The sequence below is a fragment of the Mesorhizobium sp. L103C131B0 genome, from assembly GCF_000502275.1.
Taxonomy (GTDB): domain Bacteria; phylum Pseudomonadota; class Alphaproteobacteria; order Rhizobiales; family Rhizobiaceae; genus Mesorhizobium.
On sequence record NZ_AYXC01000002.1, the window covers coordinates 266412 to 282936 of the forward strand.

Genomic DNA, 16525 nt, shown 5'->3' on the forward strand with positions numbered 1-16525 from the left:
CAGGTGAAAGGGGTCAGCCCTTCGCGGTTTCCATCGGCGTCTGCGAATGGAACATCATCTTCCAGCCGTTGACACGATGAACATAGCCAGTGCTGACCAGCGCCGCGTAGGGCTCGCCGTTTTCCCGTGTCGCATGAGCCTCATAGGTCAGCATAATAATGTCGCTGCCGGGCTCGATGATACCCTTGAGGTCGATCTGAAGGTCGCGCCAGCGGTTGGGCTTGGTCGCGGTCTTGGCCAGATCGGCATTGTTCATTGCCTGTGCCATCTCAGGAAATGCCACCAGGCATTCTGTGTCGACATTGGCGGCGTAGTAAGCTTCGTCGCCCGTCCAGAACCCCTTTTCGAGTTCGAGCAGGTCGTCTTTGCTGGCCGTGATCCGTTTGCTGTCCGACATCAGAATATCCTCCAAGCGCGCAAATGCGCGGTCGTCCATGGCCCAACGCATGGTGGCCATGACGGTTCCGGAGGATCAGTTGGTGTTGGTCGCGTCAGGCTCCGTGGGGTCCGGCTGTTCGGCGGCCGGAGCAGCGGCGGGCTTTGGCTTGGACGTGTCGACCTTGGGCGTCTCGGCATTGGCCGCGTCGGGCGGCGGCACATCCGACTTCTGCTTGCAGCCCTTTAGCCAGACGTCATAGACGGCGTGCTCGACGGCGTTTAGGCCGGGGCTCTCGGCGAACATCCAGCCGGTGAAGATGCGGCGGATCTTGCGGTCGAGCGTGATTTCGTCGACTTCGACGAAGGAATCGGTCTTCGGCTCTTCATTCTCCGGCCGCGAATAGCAGATGCGCGGCGTCACCTGCAAAGCGCCGAACTGCACGGTTTCGTCGATGTAGACATCGAAGGTGATGATACGGCCGGTGATCTTGTCGATGCCGGCAAATTCGGCGACCGGATTGGTGATGCGATCGGAGATTGCGGGTGCTGCCGCAGGCGCCTGCGCCGCGGCAAACGCTGTCGGGAACATGCCGATAGCGCCAATTGCCGCCAGTCCGGCCATCGATGTCAGGCTGAAAATGTTCATGCGGAGATACCGGTGGTTTGGGCCCGGGTGATTCTGTCACGCCCAAGGCTATTCGCCGTTGTCATATCAGCAAGCAGCTAAACGCCAATTGTGGCGACAAAGGACCGGCCGGCGGTCAAGAACCAGGCGTCCACGCATCGTAGTCGCCCGTCACCTGCGGACGGTGCTGATTGGTGAGCACGGAACCCTTTGGGCGATAAGCCGCCGGTGTTCCCGTGAGGTTCGGCTCATGCGCCTTTTCCCATTCGCGCGGCCGATAGTCGTCGCTTGGCGGCGCCACATCGACGCGGTGATGCATCCAGCCGTGCCAGCCCGGGGGGATCGCCGACGCCTCCGAATAATTGGCGTAGATGACCCAGCGGCGGGTGCGGCCTTCCGAATCAACGCCGCCTTCGTAGTAGACGTTGCCGGCCCCATCCTGGCCGACCTTGTTGCCGTGGCGCCAGGTGTGAAAACGGGTTCCCAGCGTCTGGCGGTTCCACCAGGTGAAAAACTGCAGAAGGAAAGTTTTCATTCAGATCCTCGCGGGCGCGCGGCGGTGGCTGTCCCTGCTTATGGCGTCAGGCCTTGGCGAAGGCAAGGGTTTTGCGGCGCCTGCGGCACTGACGGCATGCCGAAACGCTCGGTCATTGGCCGATCCATTTCGCACCTGCGAACCGACGCTTGCCAAGCCGGCTGCGTCTTCCTAAAGCTCTCATCGCCCGGCGCTGCCGCATGACCCCGAAAATCGAAATCGATTTTCGGAAAGGATCATGCGCAAACCCAAGTGCTACAGCGTCCTTTGCGCGTCCACGGGACGCGCGGCGCTGTAGTCAACGCCGGCTGCGGGAGGTGAGGAATGGCCTTAGCTGTCGCCAGGATCAGTGCGGAGACAATACGCGCCCGCAAGGGCGGCGTGCCGATCGTATGCCTTACCGCTTACACCTATCCCGTCGCCCGCCTGCTCGACGATCATGTTGACCTTCTCCTGGTCGGCGACAGCGTTGCCATGGTGCTGCATGGCCACAAGACCACGCTCGGCGCCTCGCTGGAGATGATGATCGCCCATGGCCAGGCCGTGATGCGCGGTTCATCAAAGGCCTGCGTGGTGGTCGATATGCCGGCCGGCAGCTACGAGACTTCGGCCGCGCAAGCCCTTGCCTCGGCGCGCCGCATCTCTGAGGAAACCGGCTGCCAGGCGGTGAAGCTGGAAGGCGGCGTCGAAGTCGCCCTCCAGATCGCGGCAATCGTCGCGGCCGGCATTCCAGTGATGGGCCATATCGGCTTGCAGCCGCAATCGGTGGAAAAGGACGGTGGCTACAAGATCAAGGGCCGCACGCCGGAGAATGTGGCCGCGCTCATGCGCGACGCCGACGCGGTCGAGAAAGCCGGCACGTTTTCGCTGGTCATCGAGGGCACGGTCGAGACCGTTGCCGCCGACCTCACCCGGCGCATTGCCATTCCCACCATTGGCATCGGCGCCAGCCGCGATTGCGACGGCCAGATCCTGGTCATCGACGACATGGTCGGCCTGACGGTCGACCGGGTGCCGAAATTCGTCAAGGAATACGCCGATTTGCGCAGCGCGGTCGCCGATGCCGCGGCGCGCTACGCAGCGGAGGTGCGCAGCCGCACCTTCCCCGGGCCGGGCCACGTCTTTTCAGCCGCGAGCGACAAGGACAAGGCATGAACCGGCCCCCCATCAGCCAGCCGCTCGTCGTCGACACCGTGCCCGGCCTTCGCGCGCAGATCCGCGAATGGCGGCGCGAAGGCCTGAGCGTCGCCATGGTGCCGACCATGGGCGCTTTGCATGACGGCCATATCTCGCTGGTCGGGGCCGCGCTCGCAACCGCCGATCGCTGCGTCGTCTCGATCTTCGTCAACCCGGCCCAGTTCGCCCCCACTGAAGATCTCGACAAGTATCCGCGTCAGCTGGCCCGCGATCTCGACCGGCTGACCGAGGCCGGCGCACAGCTTGCCTTCACGCCTACGGTTTCCGAGATGTATCCGGCAGGCTTTGCGACGAAGATTTCGGTCGGCGGCCCGTCTTCTGGCCTGGAATCGGATTTCAGGCCGACCTTCTTCGAGGGCGTCGCCACGGTCGTGGCCAAGCTCTTTCTGCAAGCCCTGCCCGACTACGCCATCTTCGGCGAAAAAGACTACCAGCAGCTTTGCGTCGTCCGAAAGCTCTGCCGCGATCTTGACCTTCCGGTGGAAATCGTCGGCGCGCCAACCGTGCGCGATGCGCATGGCCTGGCAATGTCGTCGCGCAACGCCTATCTCGACGCCGCCGAACTCGACGTCGCGCGACAGCTCAATGTCATCTTGCGCCAGACGGCGGCAGCGCTCGCGGCCGGCGCCGATGAAAACGGCGTCACCGGCAAAGCCACTGCCGCGCTTCTCGAGGCAGGCTTCGACAGCGTCGACTATGTCGCCGCGCGCAAGAGCCTGACGCTCACCTCGTGGCGGCGTGACGGCGATGGCCGCCTGCTTGCCGCGGCGTGGCTTGGCAGAACCAGGTTGATCGACAATGTGGAAGTTTCCTCATTTATTCCCTGAAAAATTGCAATTCCGTTCACTTTGATTTGTATCGCAGAGCGGCCCAAGTGCTCTTAGACAACGGCTCATCAGGCACGTTCTGGCAGCCCGTAAGCGCTCACAATACACCGAACGCCGCTGTGAGACGTTTCACAGACGTAACCAGCCCGGCTATGTTGTGTGCGACCCCAGGCGGAGACAATGTGTGACCTGCCACTACGCTGCAATACTTACGAGGCTCTACGTGTCTGTCCAGGCCAACATATTCGGTCGCGCCCTGCCGCAGATCGTCGAAGCGATCTATGATTCGATTGTCGATGTCGGCCGTTGGCCATCGACGCTTGAATCAATCTGCAAATTGGCGCTCGGCCGGCTTGCCATGCTGGCGGTCGTCGATACGGTGAGAAACTCGGCCCGGTTTTCGACTTCCTGCGGCGATCCGGTCCTGCTTGAGCCGCTGCAGCGCGACTACGCCTGCGAGGTGCCCTTCTTCAAGGCGGTGCCGAAGATGGAAATCGACATGCCGTTCACCGTCGACAGCGTCTACGCCCTGCAAGGCCCCGACGCCCGCCAGAACTGGCTCGAAAGCCGCATCGTGCGCGAGTGGGTGGAACCCAACCGTCTCGACGATTTCTTCTGGGTGGCGCTGATGAAGCAGCCGGCGCGCACCGGCACGCTGATGGTGGTTACCGACAAGGACAGGCCCCAGATTTCAGCCAGGGATATCGACCTGATGTCCACGCTCGCCCCCCATGTCCGGCGTGCGGTGACCATCGGCGACCTGTTCGAGGCCGAGCGGCGCAAGGCCGACATCTTTCGCTCGATCGTCGAGTGCCTCGATCATCCAGTGCTGATCGTTTCCGACGACATGCAGATCATTTTCGCCAATCCGGCAGCCGAAGCCCTGCTCACCGAAACCGCCTCAGTGTCCTCGGTGCGCGGCCAGCTGTCCTTCGCTTATGCCAACGCCAACACCGCCATCGGCCGCGCCGTCCAGCTCGGCACGCGCGACGAATTCGCGCTCGGACCGTCCGGCATCAACATTCCGCTGGTGAAGGCCATGTCTCCGGCGGTGGCGCATGTCATGCCTCTGGCGCGACGCGACATTTCGGCCCGCATATCGCCGCGCGCCGCCGCGGCCATTTTCATTGCCGCCGCCGGCGCCGCATCAGTGCCGGCGCTGGAAGCGATCGCTGCGCTGTTCGGACTGACCGCAGCGGAAAAGCGTGTCGCCGGCCATGTCGCCGCCGGGCTGACACGGCGTGAAATCGCGGCTGCCAGCGGCGTCTCGGACGGCACCGTCAAATCACAGCTGGCAACCATCTTCGACAAGACCGCCACCGGCGACCAGCGAGAGCTGGAACTCCTGATGCGCGAATTGAGGCCGCCGCTGCGCTCGGCCTGAAGCCATACTCGGAGCCAATCGTCAAATTTTTCAACTATTTGCCGGTACGCAGGCGTAATCCACAATACCAAGCCGGCATCGTTGCAATTCGGCCAAAATCATGGTGCGGTTCTGCTCCGGTCCGGAGACGGTGCATCGTGCACGACCGGACGTGGAAACCATTTCCTGGGCGGTCCCCGAACTTGATACCGACACGAATTGAACGGCTGCTGCCTTACCTCTTCCTGCTGGCCCTGCTTTGCATCGCGCTCGCTTTCCGTCCGCTACTGCCGGTCGATGAGACGCGCTATCTCAGCGTCGCCTGGGAGATGTATCTCGGTGGACATGTCTTCGTACCGACGATGAACTTTGCGCCCTATCTGCAGAAGCCGCCGCTGTTGTTCTGGCTCATCGATCTCTCTTGGAACATCTTCGGTGTGAGCCGCGCGGCGGCGATGCTCGTCATCTTCGCCGCCTCGTCGCTGGTCATCTGGCTGACGACGCTTCTGGCCAAAACCCTGTTTCCCGAGCGCCCGGACATCGCCAGTCGCATCCCCTGGCTGGTGGCCGGCAGCACCGTCTTTGTCATCTATTCGACCCTGATCCTGTTCGACATGCTTTTGACGGCCTGTGTGGTCGCCGCACTGCTGGCGCTGCTGGCCTTCGCCAGGACCGGCAACCGGTGGCAGGCGGTGCTGGCGGGTCTGTTCATCGGGCTCGGCGTGCTGGCCAAAGGCCCGGTCGTGCTCATTCACATCGGCGTGCCCGTCCTGCTCTATCCCCTCTGGCGTGACCGGCGAGCCGGCCTTGCCCCTTTGCAGTTCTTTGCCGGAGCCGGCCTGGCAATTCTCGCCGCCCTTGTCCCGGTCGCCATATGGCTGGCGCCCGCGACCATCCTGACCAAGGGCAGTTTCGTCTACGACCTCGTCTGGAACCAGTCGGCAGGTCGGGTTACCGGAAGCCTGCACAATTCGCATGGCCGGCCGTTTTACTTTTACCTGATGCTGTTGCCGCTCATGTTCGTGCCCTGGGCCTTTATCCCCCCGGTGTGGCGGCTGAAGCCGGCTGCCCGGATACGCAGCCTCATCGACACGAAATCCCCGGATCTGCGTGCCCTGCGCCTGCTGTCGTTCTCGTTCATTGCGGTGCTGCTGGTCTTCAGCGCCATATCCGGCAAGCAGCCGCACTATGTCGTGCCGGCACTACCGTTCGCGACCATTCTGCTGGGCTACTTCATGGCCGAGATTTCAGTAGCCAGGCTGAGGGCGACGGCCTTTGTCATGCTTGCCCTTTTCGCCATCGGCCACGCCGCCGCCTCGGCGACCGTGTTCAAACGCTACGATCTCACGCCGCTGGCGAGCTTCATCGACGAACGAAAGGACGCCGACTGGGCCGTCGCTTACGACTATCAGGGCGAGGTCGGTTTCCTTGGGCGAATAGAGAAGCCATTCGAGAACGCCGACAAGCCTGAGGAATGGCTCAAGTCTCATCCCGGCGGCTACGTCATCGAAAAGCAATCGAAAGATCCGGGCACATCCGAACAGATCGCCTTCCGGCAGCCGGTGGAACGCGGCTATCTGGTCGTCCTGAAAGGACAGCACTGAACGTTTCGTCGGACGCTTATCCCAGCGGCTTCTCGAAGATCAGCGCCGGCAACCCCGAACCGCCGCCGCAATCGGCGGTGCTGCCGGCCGGCAAAAATCCCTTCGAACGGTAGAAGGCGATGGCCGGCACGTTGGCCTCTTCCACCTCGACCCGCAAAGTGTTTGCCTCGGGAAAGCTGGCTTCGACCTCGTCCAGCAAGGCCTGGCCGATGCCTTGCCGCTGGCAGGCCGGCAGTACATAGAGCTGGTTCAGCAACACGATCTTCGCATCCGCCGTTGCGGCGGCAAAAGCCATGCCGCCGATACGCTTGCCGTCATCGGCGACCAGGAATTCCGAGTTCGGCCTTGTCAGCCGCGCCTTGAGCGAGGCGATCGAATGCCAGTCGTCGGTAATTTCGATCACCCGCTGGGCGCCATAGATCGCGTCGTAGGTTGCGTGCCAGGTTTCGACCAGCAGCGCGCGGACAGCGGCAAGGTCACGTTCGCTGGCGGTGCGGACGAACATTGTTCTATTCGATACCGAGCTTGGCCTTGACCAGATCGTTGACCGCCTGCGGGTTGGCCTTGCCGCCGGTGGCTTTCATCACCTGGCCGACGAACCAGCCGGCCATGGTCGGCTTGGCGCGAGCCTGCTCGACCTTGTCGGGGTTGGCGGCGATGACTTCGTCGACCGCCTTCTCGATGGCGCCGGTGTCCGTGACCTGCTTCATGCCGCGGCTTTCGACCACCTGGCGCGGATCGCCGCCCTCGTTCCAAACGATCTCGAACAGATCCTTGGCGATCTTGCCGGAGATGGTGCCTTCCTTGATCAGGTCGATCACGGCACCGAGCTGCTCCGGTGTTACAGGAGCATTTTCAATGTCCTTGCCGGCCTTGTTAAGCTGGCCGAGCAGGTCATTGATGACCCAGTTGGCGGCAAGCTTGCCGTCGCGGCCCGAGGCCACCTGCTCGAAATAGTCGGCGATCGGCTTTTCCGACACCAGGATCGAGGCGTCGTAGATCGACAGGCCAAGTGAGGAGATCAGGCGCGCCTTCTTGTCGTCGGGCAGTTCCGGCAACTCCTTGGCCAGCGCGTCGACATAGGCCTGGTCGAACTCCAGCGGCAAAAGGTCGGGATCGGGGAAGTAGCGGTAGTCATGCGCCTCTTCCTTGCTGCGCATCGAGCGCGTCTCGCCTTTGACGGCGTCGAACAGCCTGGTTTCCTGGTCGATCTTGCCGCCATCCTCGAGGATGGCGATCTGGCGGCGCGCCTCGAACTCGATGGCCTGGCCGATGAAGCGGATCGAGTTGACGTTCTTGATCTCACAGCGCGTACCGAATTCGCCGCCGGGCCTGCGAACGGAGACGTTGACGTCGGCGCGCATCGAACCTTCGTCCATGTTGCCGTCGCAAGTGCCGAGATAGCGCACGATGGTGCGCAGCTTGGTGACATACGCCTTGGCCTCGTCGGCGGAGCGCATGTCGGGCTTGGAGACAATCTCCATCAGCGCCACGCCGGAGCGGTTGAGATCGACATAGGACATGGTGGGATGCTGATCGTGCATCGACTTGCCGGCGTCCTGCTCCAGGTGCAGGCGCTCGATGCCGATCTCGATGTCCTCGAACTCGCCCTGCCGGTCGGGACCGACCGAAATGACGATCGTGCCTTCGCCGACGATCGGCTGCTTGAACTGCGATATCTGGTAACCCTGCGGCAGGTCGGGATAGAAATAGTTTTTCCGGTCGAACACCGACTTGTGGTTGATCTGCGCCTTCAATCCGAGGCCGGTGCGGATCGCCTGCTTGACGCATTCCTCATTGATGACCGGCAGCATGCCGGGCATGGCCGCGTCGACCAGACTGACATTGGCGTTGGGCGCCGCGCCGAAAGTAGTCGACGCCCCGGAAAACAGCTTTGCTTCCGAGGTCACCTGCGCATGAACCTCGAGGCCGATGATGATCTCCCAATCGCCGGTAGCGCCGGGAATAAAACGTTTGGCATCGGGCGTGCGGGTATCGATAAGGGTCATGGTGGCCTGCGCTTTTGGCTCGCGAAAACTGCGATTTTCGCGAATTTGGGTATCGGTCTTCGCTAGTGCAAACCGCTTCGCGAGACAAGCGCCCAAAGCAGCGGGCTGGCCTTTTCAGCCCCTTTCGGCCGCTCTACAACCAATAGAATGAACGCCGCCGGCCGGCATTCCCGGTCGGCGGTTTCTTCGTCAGGTCAGGCTGTTGCGATGTAGGCCCTGATCTCGTCGGCCTCGCGCTCGACATCCTCGATGCGGCGCTTGACCACGTCGCCGATCGACACGATACCGTCGAGCAGCCCATCCTTTTCCACCGGCAGATGGCGGAAACGGCCTTTGGTCATGATCTCCATCACCTCGTTGACCGTGTGGTTCTCGTTGCAGATCTTCACTTTCGGCGTCATCGCCGAGCGTACCGTTATATCAAGTGCGGCAGCGCCTTCCCTGGCAACGACCCGCACGATGTCACGCTCGGAAAGGATGCCGACGATCTTGCGATCGCCGTTGGTGATGACCAGTGCACCGATCTTGTGGTCGGCCAGGATTCGAATGGCTTCGCTGAGCTTTACATTCGGCCCGAGCGTGAACACGTCATGGCCTTTTCTCTCGAGAATTGCCTTAACCGTCATGGCGTCCTCCTCCTCCTGCTTGGCTAGCCAGCTCCCGCCCTGACCGGCTTCACATAAGAGTGAACATCGTGCGCCGTGATCGGTTGCTTTTCAAGTGTGCCAGTGGGGTGTGCCAGTGGGGTGTGCCAGTGGGGTGCGCCAATAGAGTGCGCTAGTCGGGGGTGCGCTGGTCGTCGGGGATCTCCCATTCAGGCGCCCGCCAGCGCCGGTCGAACCAGCGCAATCCGAAGAAGCCTGCGACGAGGCCGCCAATGTGCGCTTCCCAGGCGATCTGGCCGGGTTCTCCGAGCCCGAGACCGTAAAGGCCGGTGGCGAGATTGATGACCATCCAGGCGCCGAGAAAATTGACGACGCCGCGCATGCGCAAAACGACTGCGATCGGCAGCACGGGACCGGCAAAGGCCGCCCTGCCGGAGGAGCGGTCGGTACGGAACCCGAAGCGAGCCGCCGCACCCATCATGCCCGATATCGCCCCGGAAGCGCCGACCAGCGGTGCTTCGCCGTATTGATGGACCGCCCAGAACAGCACCACCGCGGCCAGCCCGGTGGCGGCGAAAAACAAGGCGAACCAGAACCAGCCGAGACGGTTGGCCAGCGGCGACCCGAAGGCGGCCAGCGCAACCATGTTGATGGCAATGTGAGCAACGCCGCCATGCATGAAGGCATATGTGAAAGGACGGGTGAAGAGGAACCAGTCGAAACCGTATTGGCCGGTGTAGAGGACGGGAATGAAGGCGCCATCGGTGAGCAATGTTATCTGCTGCTCTTCGGTCAGCACATATTGCTGCAGCAGGAAGACGGCAACGCAGATGCCGATCACCGCCAGCACCACCGGTGGCAGGTTGAACACCGGCTCGCGGCGCGGCGGCGGCGCCTCCGCGGTCTGTTCGATCTCCAAGGGGCCGGCCGGTTCGCTCATATGCTCTGATCCAGGGATTTGCGTGTCGTCGCGAGCATCTAGGCCATGCCCGGACAAATCACAAACTACGAATCACAACCGCGAATCACCAGGGGCGCGAATCAAAAAGAAGCCGTCCAAGGTTTCCCTTGAACGGCTGGTCGAGCCCCCCTGCTCCCCTAAACTATTGACCGAAGTGCTGTTGGTCGTCGCGAAACGACCGCTTCTGGAGTGGTTTTGGTGTGCCATGGCGAGCCTGTGCGCGCAACGTAAACCACTTGTTAACCTTAACGTCCCCGACCCGTGAACAAGTCTTAACGACGCTGGCACGCATCCTGCTCCGGAACGCATGTAGGTCATCGGAGGGCGCCCTTTCTGTTCACCGATGGGACCATCAGACGGCAGAATGCGCGGAGTTTCATAGCATGAACCAGAACGGATCAATCGCGCTGTTCCATTATTGGAATCGCCTGCGTGGTGGACGTCCTGCCCCAAAGCGTTCGGAGGTCGAACCGGCCGACATCAAGGCGCTTTTGGCCGACACCTTCATCCTGGAAAGGGATACGCGCGGCGAAGCGGTGTTCCGGCTTGCCGGCACCAGGCTTTGCGCCGGCTACGGCCGCGAGCTCAAGGGGTTTTCGTTCCCCTCGCTATGGCGTGAGAAGGACCAGCGGCTGGTGTCGCGCCTCATTCACGGCGTTTTCGAGCAGAAATCCGTGGTGTCGATCACTTATGAGGGATTCAGCCGCAACGGCCGTTCCAACCACTTCGAACTGCTTGCGCTGCCGCTCGATGGCGGCGTCGAGAACCCGCGCTGCCTCGGCGTCATCAGCGCCGTGGAAAAGCCGTTCTGGCTGGGCGCCGACCCGATCACCGACGCGCTGATCGATGCCATCCGCGTCATCGATCCCGACAAGGACCCGATGTTCCTGAAAAACCGGCCGGAAATATCCGTTCCGTCGTTGGCTCCCGAACTCGAAGCGCCGGAGACCATCTCGGCGCTCGGTCGGTCGCGCCGTATCCGCCACCTCGTCGTGTTCGACGGCGGGCGCGAGCAATAGTCTCCAAGCCGGCGCTAATCTTAACTATCGGGGGCTCACTTTTCCCCTTTGTTAACCTGCTTGGCTGTAGTTTTTGCCGAGATTCCACGCACGACGCGGGAATGCCAACGGGGTGTAGGCAGTCATGAGGTCAGCGGCGGTCGAATACGCACCGTCCCGCGCCGAAAGGCGTAATTTTCAGCGCGTCCGGGTCAAGATCTACGGGCGCTTCATGCTGGAGGACCGCACCGAGCACCCTTGCCAGGTCGTCGATATGTCGCCGGGCAATGTCGCGTTGCGCACCGAGCGCGTCGGCATGCCGGGCGAAAAAATCATTGCCTATATCGATCATATCGGCCGCATCGAGGGCGTGGTGACGCGCACCTCGCAGGACGGCTTCGCCATGACCGTCATTGCTTCGGATCGCAAGAAGGACAAGCTTGCCGCGCAGTTGACCTGGCTCGCCAACAAGCATGAACTCGACCTGCCGGAAGACCGCCGCCACGAACGCGTGGCGCCGCGCAATCCGACAAGCGTGCTGCAGCTCACCGACGGGCGCCAGTATCAGTGCCGCATCATCGACCTGTCGCTGTCGGGCGCGGCGGTCGAGATCGACGTCAAGCCGGCGCTCGGCATCCAGGTGATGCTGGGCACCATGCGTGGCCAGGTGGTGCGTCATTTCGAGGATGGCGTCGCCATCGAATTCGCCGTCATCCAGCGCCCGGAAACGCTCGATTCCGAGTTCAACGCCCCGCGCGCCTGAACGATCGGCAACAGGCAGCAAAAACGAACCGGCCCTGCGCGGCCGGTTTTTTGTTGCCGGCGTTCCGCCTGCCTCTCCAGCTTGTAGCGGCACGCAGCAAATCCACGGCTCCACCCGGAAATCCGCGCCCCGACACCGCGGTTTTACGCCGAGACCTGAACGATTTTATATTAAAATAGGTCAAATTTTACGCGTATTCTATTGAGCTTTTACTCAATGTCTACTTCGGGTTTTTGCGTCAAATAAATCCAGCGCTGTCATTGTCTCCTCAAACGGGGAGACAGACCAATGGCGAAGATTTGGGGCAAGCTGTTGCTCTTGGCAATGGCGATGCAGCTTTCCGCTTGGGGAACTGCGCAAGCAGCAGGACCGGCCTACATGCACACTGGCGGCCGCACGACACAGCCGGTCGGTCACTACGAATTCTGCCAGAAGCTGCCGCAGGAGTGCGCTCAGCGCACGCCGAAGCAGGCACCGGTCGAACTGACCCGCAAGCTGTGGGCGGCGATCGTCGACGTCAACAATTCGGTCAACACCCGGATCGTGCCGCGCACCGATATGGAAATGTGGGGTAAGGAAGAGGTCTGGTCCTATCCCGACAGCGGCTTCGGCGACTGCGAGGACTATGCGCTGGAGAAGCGCCGCGAATTGATGGCGCTCGGCGTTCCCGCCGGCAATCTCTTGATGACCGTGGCGCGCCAACAAAATGGCGACGGCCACGCGGTGCTGACCGTGCGCACCAGCCTCGGCGAGTTCATCCTCGACAATCTGGAGTCCAAGGTGCTGTCCTGGACCGACACCGACTATACATACCTGAAGCGCCAGTCCGACCAGAATTCCGGCGTGTGGGTGACGATCAATGACGGTCGCGCCGACGCGGTTGCCAGCGTCCGCTAGGACGCCATCACAGAGGTCAAGCACATCGAATAATGCGACGTGCCTAACGAGAAAGCCCGGTCGAGTCCCCACCCTCCCCGTCCCCAACGACCGGGTTTTAAGGAGCCGGCCCCGTCCCCGGGCCGGCTCCACCATTTCAGACCATGATCCCGAACCGAAGGACCGCGGCAGCGAAAAGTGAGAACCGGTTTTTGCTGCGCTGACCTGCCGTTCGGAAAAGATCATCGTCAAACAGGAATAGAGTTCAGGCCTTCTTCAGCCCGGCCTTGAAGCGCTTGCCGTTGGCGACATAGTGCGCGGCCGAGCCGCGCAGCTTGGCGACCGCGGCATCGTCCAGCGTCCTGATCACCCGCGCGGGGGAGCCGACGATCAGGCAATTGTCGGGGAACTCCTTGCCTTCGGTGACCAGTGCGCCGGCGCCGACCAGGCAATTCTTGCCGATCCTGGCGCCGTTGAGGACTATGACGCCCATGCCGATCAGGCTGTTGTCGCCGATCGTGCAGCCATGCAGCAAGGCGCGGTGGCCGATCGTGCAGCCCTGCCCGATCGTCAGGGAAAAACCGGGATCGGTGTGCATCACCGTGTGTTCCTGGACATTGCTGTCGGCGCCGATGACGATCGCCTCGTTGTCGCCGCGGATGACCACGCCAAACCAGAAGCCGGCATTGCGGCCGACGCTGATGTCGCCGATCAACGTAGCGTCCGGCGCGATCCAGTTGCTGTCGGCATCCTCGAAACGGGGCGCTTTTCCGTCGATTGCGTAGGTCGGCATTTGCAGTCTCCGATTCGTCGCAGGCCGGGACAAACCCTAGAACAATCCGAGGAAAACCGCGTGCCGGTTTTCTCCCGCAATTGCCTCAAGGCAAATACCGCGCCAGCGATTCCACCAAAAGCTGAAGCGCACCAGGAGAGCTGATGCCCCAGGAGGCAATGGCGATCAGCACGATGCCCAGCACCAGCGCCCAGGCGATCACCGTGCAGCCGCAGGACATCAGCATGAGCGTGGAAATGCGGCCTTCGCGCCGCGCATCGAGCGCATCGTTGGCGAGCATGAACGGCCCGGCGCAAGCGGTCGTGGCCAGCGAGCGCAGGATGTACGCCGGCGACACATAAGGCTCGGCAAAGGCAAGCCGGCGGCCCGCCGCCAGTTCCATCACGGACCCAGCGAGCCCGCAGGCGGTGAGCCCGACGGCAAAAGCGAAGAGAACGGGTAGCAGCAGGCTCATCTTTACCTTCCGTTTACCATGAAATCGCACAGTCGCGTCCAGCGCAGCAAGAGCCATGCCGCGGCATGTGTGCCGCCCAGGGACAGAGGGCGGCGACTATGGGGATTGCGATGAAGCAGGCAGCGACCGCAGAAGAGTTCAACGTCGTCGATTCCGTGCTGATGAAGCGGGTGTTCTATGCTTTTGCCGCACTGGCGCTGCTGTCGCTGGCGATCAGCCTTGGCGGAAAATGGTTCGGCCGCTCGATCGCCATGGCCGGCTACACCGACGACATCACGGTCCACAGGGTAGTGATCGGCAACAATGTCATTGCCGTACCGGCCAACGCCATCCGCTTCCTGCAGGCGCGCCGCGACGGCATCGCTTCGCGGCTCGACCTCTATCTGCGCTATCCCGAAATGGACGGCTACAGCGAAGCCGCCCGCGACGATTTCAACCACACGGGGGCCGCCAAAAACATCATCTTCCTGTCGTTCGAGCCGCAGATGATGTCGCGCGACATGAGCGGCCGTTTCGCACCGATCTACAGCGCGCTCATCAGCCAGCCCGGCGCGCCCGGCCCCGGCGGCACGACGATTTACGGTTTTACGGAAAAATCAGGCTATCTCAACGAGGTGCTCGCGGTCGCCGGCCGGCCCGGCAAGGACCCGTTCGTCGCCCGCTGCCTGAGCGGACCGAGCGCTGAGGAATCGCTGGCGCCCTGCGAGCGCGACATCCAGGTCGGCGACAGCCTCAGCCTGACCTACCGCTTTCCCCGGGAGTTGCTGGGCAACTGGCCGGCGCTTGACGCCGCTATCGTCGCCGAGGCCACGCGCGTCCTGAAGACGGGGCGCTAGCCTGCCTCTGTTCGGGCGAAGCGAAGCGGCGCAGAAGTTTACGAACGTTGGCNGTCCTGAAGACGGGGCGCTAGCCTGCCTCTGTTCGGGCGAAGCGAAGCGGCGCAGAAGTTTACGAACGTTGGCGGGACAGCACCCCCCTCTGTCCTGCCGGACATCTCCCCCGCAAGGGGGGAGATTACGCCCCCATCACTGCTTTCGCCAATTATCGAGGTTGCAGAAGAAGAGCCGAGGAACTGCCGATCTCCCCCCTTGCGGGGGAGATGTCCGGCAGGACAGAGGGGGGTGGGAAGGATCGCCGAGGCTTGCTCTTCATCTCCCCACTTCGTTGGAGATAGGCAACTCCGATCCCCAGTTCCGCGATCAGGCCAGATCGATGTCGAGGATCGCCATCGAGAAATTATAGTCGCCGTCGTCCTCGTCCTTGAAGACGATGCCGAGGAACTCGTCGCCGACATAGACCTCGGCCGAATCTTCCTTGCGCGGCCGCGCCTTCACCTCGAGTTTGGGATTCTGGAAGACGCGCTTGAAATAGGCGTCCAGCTTTCTGATTTCGTCCGGCTTCAAAAGTCTTCTCCGATCGTCGGGCTTGCTCGTTGGAACGCGCTTCTGGCACGTCGACAATGGCGATGTAAAGGCAAGCCGGCTGGATAGAACGCGAACCCTGGGGCCGGATGATTTCAGGTCGAATCCAAATCCGCCTCTAAATCAAGGAGGTAGAGCATGATGTCGTCCGAAAACCGCCTCACACTTTTCGGCATCATGCTTCAGAGGCAACGGCGCCGGCAACCGGACTCAGTCCGGCACGCCGGGTGTTGCAAATCAGATGTCGAAGCTGACGACCTGGTCCATCGACTGCGACGGCAAAAGCTGGTCCATCTGCCGCGAAGGCTGGTCGCAGCCGGTCTCGCCGACGACGCGGGCCGGTACGCCGGCAACCGTCTTGTTGTGCGGCACCGGCGACAGCACGACCGAGCCTGCCGCGATCTTCGAGCAATGGCCGATCTCGATATTGCCGAGAATCTTGGCGCCGGCGCCGATCAGCACGCCGTAACGGATCTTGGGGTGACGGTCGCCGCCGGCTTTGCCGGTGCCGCCCAGCGTCACGCCGTGCAGGATCGACACATCGTCCTCGATCACCGCCGTCTCGCCGACGACTAGGCCGGTGGCGTGGTCGATGAAGATGCCCTTGCCGATGCGGGCGGCCGGGTTGATGTCGGTCTGGAACACCGAGGACGAGCGGCTCTGCAGATAGAGCGCGAAATCCTTGCGGCCCTGATTCCACAGCCAATGGGCCAGCCTGTGCGTCTGGATGGCATGGAAACCCTTGAAATAGAGCACTGGCATGATGAAGCGGTCGCAGGCCGGATCGCGGTCGTAATAGGCCTGGATGTCGACACGAACGATCGACGACCATTCCTTGTCGTCGGCCAGCATCGACTTGAACGTCTGGCGGATGAGGTCGGAGCCGATGTCCTGATGCGCGAGCCGCTCGGCGAGCCGATGGATGACAGCTTCCTCCAGGCTCTCCTGGTTGAGGATGGTCGAATAGAGGAACGCCGCCAGAAGCGGGTCGCGGTTGACCGCTTCCATCGCCTCGTCGCGGACCGAACGCCAGATCGGATCGACCGGCTGCACCTTTGTGGGGCGGGAAATGCTGATGCTGTTCATCGACGTCTTGTCCTGCGTCCTGGCCGCTTG

The 16525-nt window shown here is 62.3% G+C and carries 19 protein-coding genes; 8 read left to right on the forward strand and 11 right to left on the reverse strand.

What is annotated here, in order from left to right:
* Positions 1-13: 13 nt before the first annotated feature.
* The 3 genes from X730_RS159860 to X730_RS159850 all read right to left on the reverse strand — a co-directional run bounded on the left by X730_RS159860 (position 14) and on the right by X730_RS159850 (position 1538).
* Positions 14-397, reverse strand: a complete 384-nt coding sequence (locus X730_RS159860; RefSeq protein ID WP_023691220.1) for a hypothetical protein — start codon at positions 395-397, stop codon at positions 14-16.
* A gap of 75 nt (positions 398-472) precedes the next feature.
* Entirely contained in the window at positions 473-1024 is a 552-nt protein-coding gene (locus X730_RS159855; RefSeq protein ID WP_023825617.1) for a DUF2155 domain-containing protein, read from the reverse strand.
* Positions 1025-1139: 115 nt separating this feature from the next.
* Entirely contained in the window at positions 1140-1538 is a 399-nt protein-coding gene (locus X730_RS159850; RefSeq protein WP_023667491.1) for an NADH:ubiquinone oxidoreductase subunit NDUFA12, read from the reverse strand.
* Between the two features lie 324 nt (positions 1539-1862).
* Between X730_RS159850 and panB the strand changes: the two genes are divergently transcribed.
* From panB to X730_RS159830, 4 genes are all read left to right on the forward strand, one after another.
* A complete protein-coding gene (gene panB / locus X730_RS159845) occupies positions 1863-2693 on the forward strand; it encodes a 3-methyl-2-oxobutanoate hydroxymethyltransferase (protein WP_023667492.1) in 831 nt (276 codons plus the stop codon).
* Positions 2694-2704: 11 nt separating this feature from the next.
* The gene (gene panC, locus X730_RS159840; protein ID WP_023688379.1) at positions 2705-3562 is read left to right on the forward strand and encodes a pantoate--beta-alanine ligase; all 858 of its coding nucleotides are present in this window, start codon (positions 2705-2707) and stop codon (positions 3560-3562) included.
* Positions 3563-3785: 223 nt separating this feature from the next.
* Positions 3786-4946, forward strand: coding sequence for a LuxR C-terminal-related transcriptional regulator (locus X730_RS159835; protein ID WP_023825618.1), 1161 nt, complete (start codon positions 3786-3788; stop codon positions 4944-4946).
* Between the two features lie 182 nt (positions 4947-5128).
* On the forward strand, positions 5129-6529 hold the full coding sequence (locus X730_RS159830; RefSeq protein ID WP_023825619.1) for a glycosyltransferase family 39 protein: 1401 nt from the start codon (positions 5129-5131) through the stop codon (positions 6527-6529).
* Between the two features lie 16 nt (positions 6530-6545).
* Here the strand turns inward: X730_RS159830 and X730_RS159825 are convergent, their stop codons facing one another.
* From X730_RS159825 to X730_RS159810, 4 genes are all read right to left on the reverse strand, one after another.
* Entirely contained in the window at positions 6546-7034 is a 489-nt protein-coding gene (locus X730_RS159825; RefSeq protein WP_023695377.1) for a GNAT family N-acetyltransferase, read from the reverse strand.
* A gap of 4 nt (positions 7035-7038) precedes the next feature.
* Positions 7039-8538 (reverse strand): Asp-tRNA(Asn)/Glu-tRNA(Gln) amidotransferase subunit GatB, encoded by a 1500-nt coding sequence (gene gatB / locus X730_RS159820; protein ID WP_023825620.1) that lies wholly within the window; start codon positions 8536-8538, stop codon positions 7039-7041.
* A gap of 194 nt (positions 8539-8732) precedes the next feature.
* Entirely contained in the window at positions 8733-9164 is a 432-nt protein-coding gene (locus tag X730_RS159815; protein WP_023667498.1) for a CBS domain-containing protein, read from the reverse strand.
* A gap of 151 nt (positions 9165-9315) precedes the next feature.
* Entirely contained in the window at positions 9316-10083 is a 768-nt protein-coding gene (locus X730_RS159810) for a rhomboid family intramembrane serine protease (RefSeq protein ID WP_023825621.1), read from the reverse strand.
* Positions 10084-10487: 404 nt separating this feature from the next.
* On the opposite strand from X730_RS159810, the gene X730_RS159805 reads away from it, so the two are divergent.
* From X730_RS159805 to X730_RS159795, 3 genes are all read left to right on the forward strand, one after another.
* Positions 10488-11123 carry a PAS domain-containing protein gene (locus X730_RS159805; protein ID WP_023695380.1) on the forward strand — a complete coding sequence of 212 codons (636 nt, stop codon included), beginning with the start codon at positions 10488-10490 and terminating at the stop codon, positions 11121-11123.
* Positions 11124-11247: 124 nt separating this feature from the next.
* Positions 11248-11865 carry a PilZ domain-containing protein gene (locus X730_RS159800; RefSeq protein ID WP_023667501.1) on the forward strand — a complete coding sequence of 206 codons (618 nt, stop codon included), beginning with the start codon at positions 11248-11250 and terminating at the stop codon, positions 11863-11865.
* A gap of 288 nt (positions 11866-12153) precedes the next feature.
* The gene (locus tag X730_RS159795) at positions 12154-12762 is read left to right on the forward strand and encodes a transglutaminase-like cysteine peptidase (protein ID WP_023681509.1); all 609 of its coding nucleotides are present in this window, start codon (positions 12154-12156) and stop codon (positions 12760-12762) included.
* Between the two features lie 244 nt (positions 12763-13006).
* Here X730_RS159795 and X730_RS159790 read toward each other — a convergent pair whose 3' ends face one another.
* Together X730_RS159790 and X730_RS159785 are read right to left on the reverse strand one after the other, a co-directional pair.
* Positions 13007-13534, reverse strand: coding sequence for a gamma carbonic anhydrase family protein (locus tag X730_RS159790; protein WP_023825622.1), 528 nt, complete (start codon positions 13532-13534; stop codon positions 13007-13009).
* 85 nt (positions 13535-13619) lie between these two features.
* Positions 13620-13988 (reverse strand): hypothetical protein, encoded by a 369-nt coding sequence (locus X730_RS159785; protein WP_023741423.1) that lies wholly within the window; start codon positions 13986-13988, stop codon positions 13620-13622.
* A 110-nt stretch (positions 13989-14098) separates the two neighbouring features.
* On the opposite strand from X730_RS159785, the gene X730_RS159780 reads away from it, so the two are divergent.
* Positions 14099-14824, forward strand: coding sequence for a hypothetical protein (locus X730_RS159780; RefSeq protein WP_023825623.1), 726 nt, complete (start codon positions 14099-14101; stop codon positions 14822-14824).
* A gap of 363 nt (positions 14825-15187) precedes the next feature.
* On the opposite strand, the gene X730_RS159775 is transcribed toward X730_RS159780, so the two are convergent.
* Both X730_RS159775 and cysE read right to left on the reverse strand, forming a co-directional pair.
* Positions 15188-15391 carry a DUF3126 family protein gene (locus tag X730_RS159775; RefSeq protein WP_006200852.1) on the reverse strand — a complete coding sequence of 68 codons (204 nt, stop codon included), beginning with the start codon at positions 15389-15391 and terminating at the stop codon, positions 15188-15190.
* 255 nt (positions 15392-15646) lie between these two features.
* Complete coding sequence (gene cysE, locus X730_RS159770; RefSeq protein ID WP_023695384.1) at positions 15647-16495, reverse strand: serine O-acetyltransferase; 849 nt, start codon at positions 16493-16495, stop codon at positions 15647-15649.
* Positions 16496-16525: the final 30 nt, after the last annotated feature.

Bases quoted from the DNA above. Each gene is read 5' to 3' on its own strand.
- X730_RS159860 (WP_023691220.1), bottom strand. From the start codon at position 397: ATGTCGGACAGCAAACGGATCACGGCCAGCAAAGACGACCTGCTCGAA.
- X730_RS159855 (WP_023825617.1), bottom strand. From the start codon at position 1,024: ATGAACATTTTCAGCCTGACATCGATGGCCGGACTGGCGGCAATTGGC.
- X730_RS159850 (WP_023667491.1), bottom strand. From the start codon at position 1,538: ATGAAAACTTTCCTTCTGCAGTTTTTCACCTGGTGGAACCGCCAGACG.
- panB (WP_023667492.1), top strand. From the start codon at position 1,863: ATGGCCTTAGCTGTCGCCAGGATCAGTGCGGAGACAATACGCGCCCGC.
- X730_RS159825 (WP_023695377.1), bottom strand. From the start codon at position 7,034: ATGTTCGTCCGCACCGCCAGCGAACGTGACCTTGCCGCTGTCCGCGCG.
- gatB (WP_023825620.1), bottom strand. From the start codon at position 8,538: ATGACCCTTATCGATACCCGCACGCCCGATGCCAAACGTTTTATTCCC.
- X730_RS159815 (WP_023667498.1), bottom strand. From the start codon at position 9,164: ATGACGGTTAAGGCAATTCTCGAGAGAAAAGGCCATGACGTGTTCACG.
- X730_RS159810 (WP_023825621.1), bottom strand. From the start codon at position 10,083: ATGAGCGAACCGGCCGGCCCCTTGGAGATCGAACAGACCGCGGAGGCG.
- X730_RS159805 (WP_023695380.1), top strand. From the start codon at position 10,488: ATGAACCAGAACGGATCAATCGCGCTGTTCCATTATTGGAATCGCCTG.
- X730_RS159800 (WP_023667501.1), top strand. From the start codon at position 11,248: ATGAGGTCAGCGGCGGTCGAATACGCACCGTCCCGCGCCGAAAGGCGT.
- X730_RS159795 (WP_023681509.1), top strand. From the start codon at position 12,154: ATGGCGAAGATTTGGGGCAAGCTGTTGCTCTTGGCAATGGCGATGCAG.
- X730_RS159790 (WP_023825622.1), bottom strand. From the start codon at position 13,534: ATGCCGACCTACGCAATCGACGGAAAAGCGCCCCGTTTCGAGGATGCC.
- X730_RS159785 (WP_023741423.1), bottom strand. From the start codon at position 13,988: ATGAGCCTGCTGCTACCCGTTCTCTTCGCTTTTGCCGTCGGGCTCACC.
- X730_RS159780 (WP_023825623.1), top strand. From the start codon at position 14,099: ATGAAGCAGGCAGCGACCGCAGAAGAGTTCAACGTCGTCGATTCCGTG.
- cysE (WP_023695384.1), bottom strand. From the start codon at position 16,495: ATGAACAGCATCAGCATTTCCCGCCCCACAAAGGTGCAGCCGGTCGAT.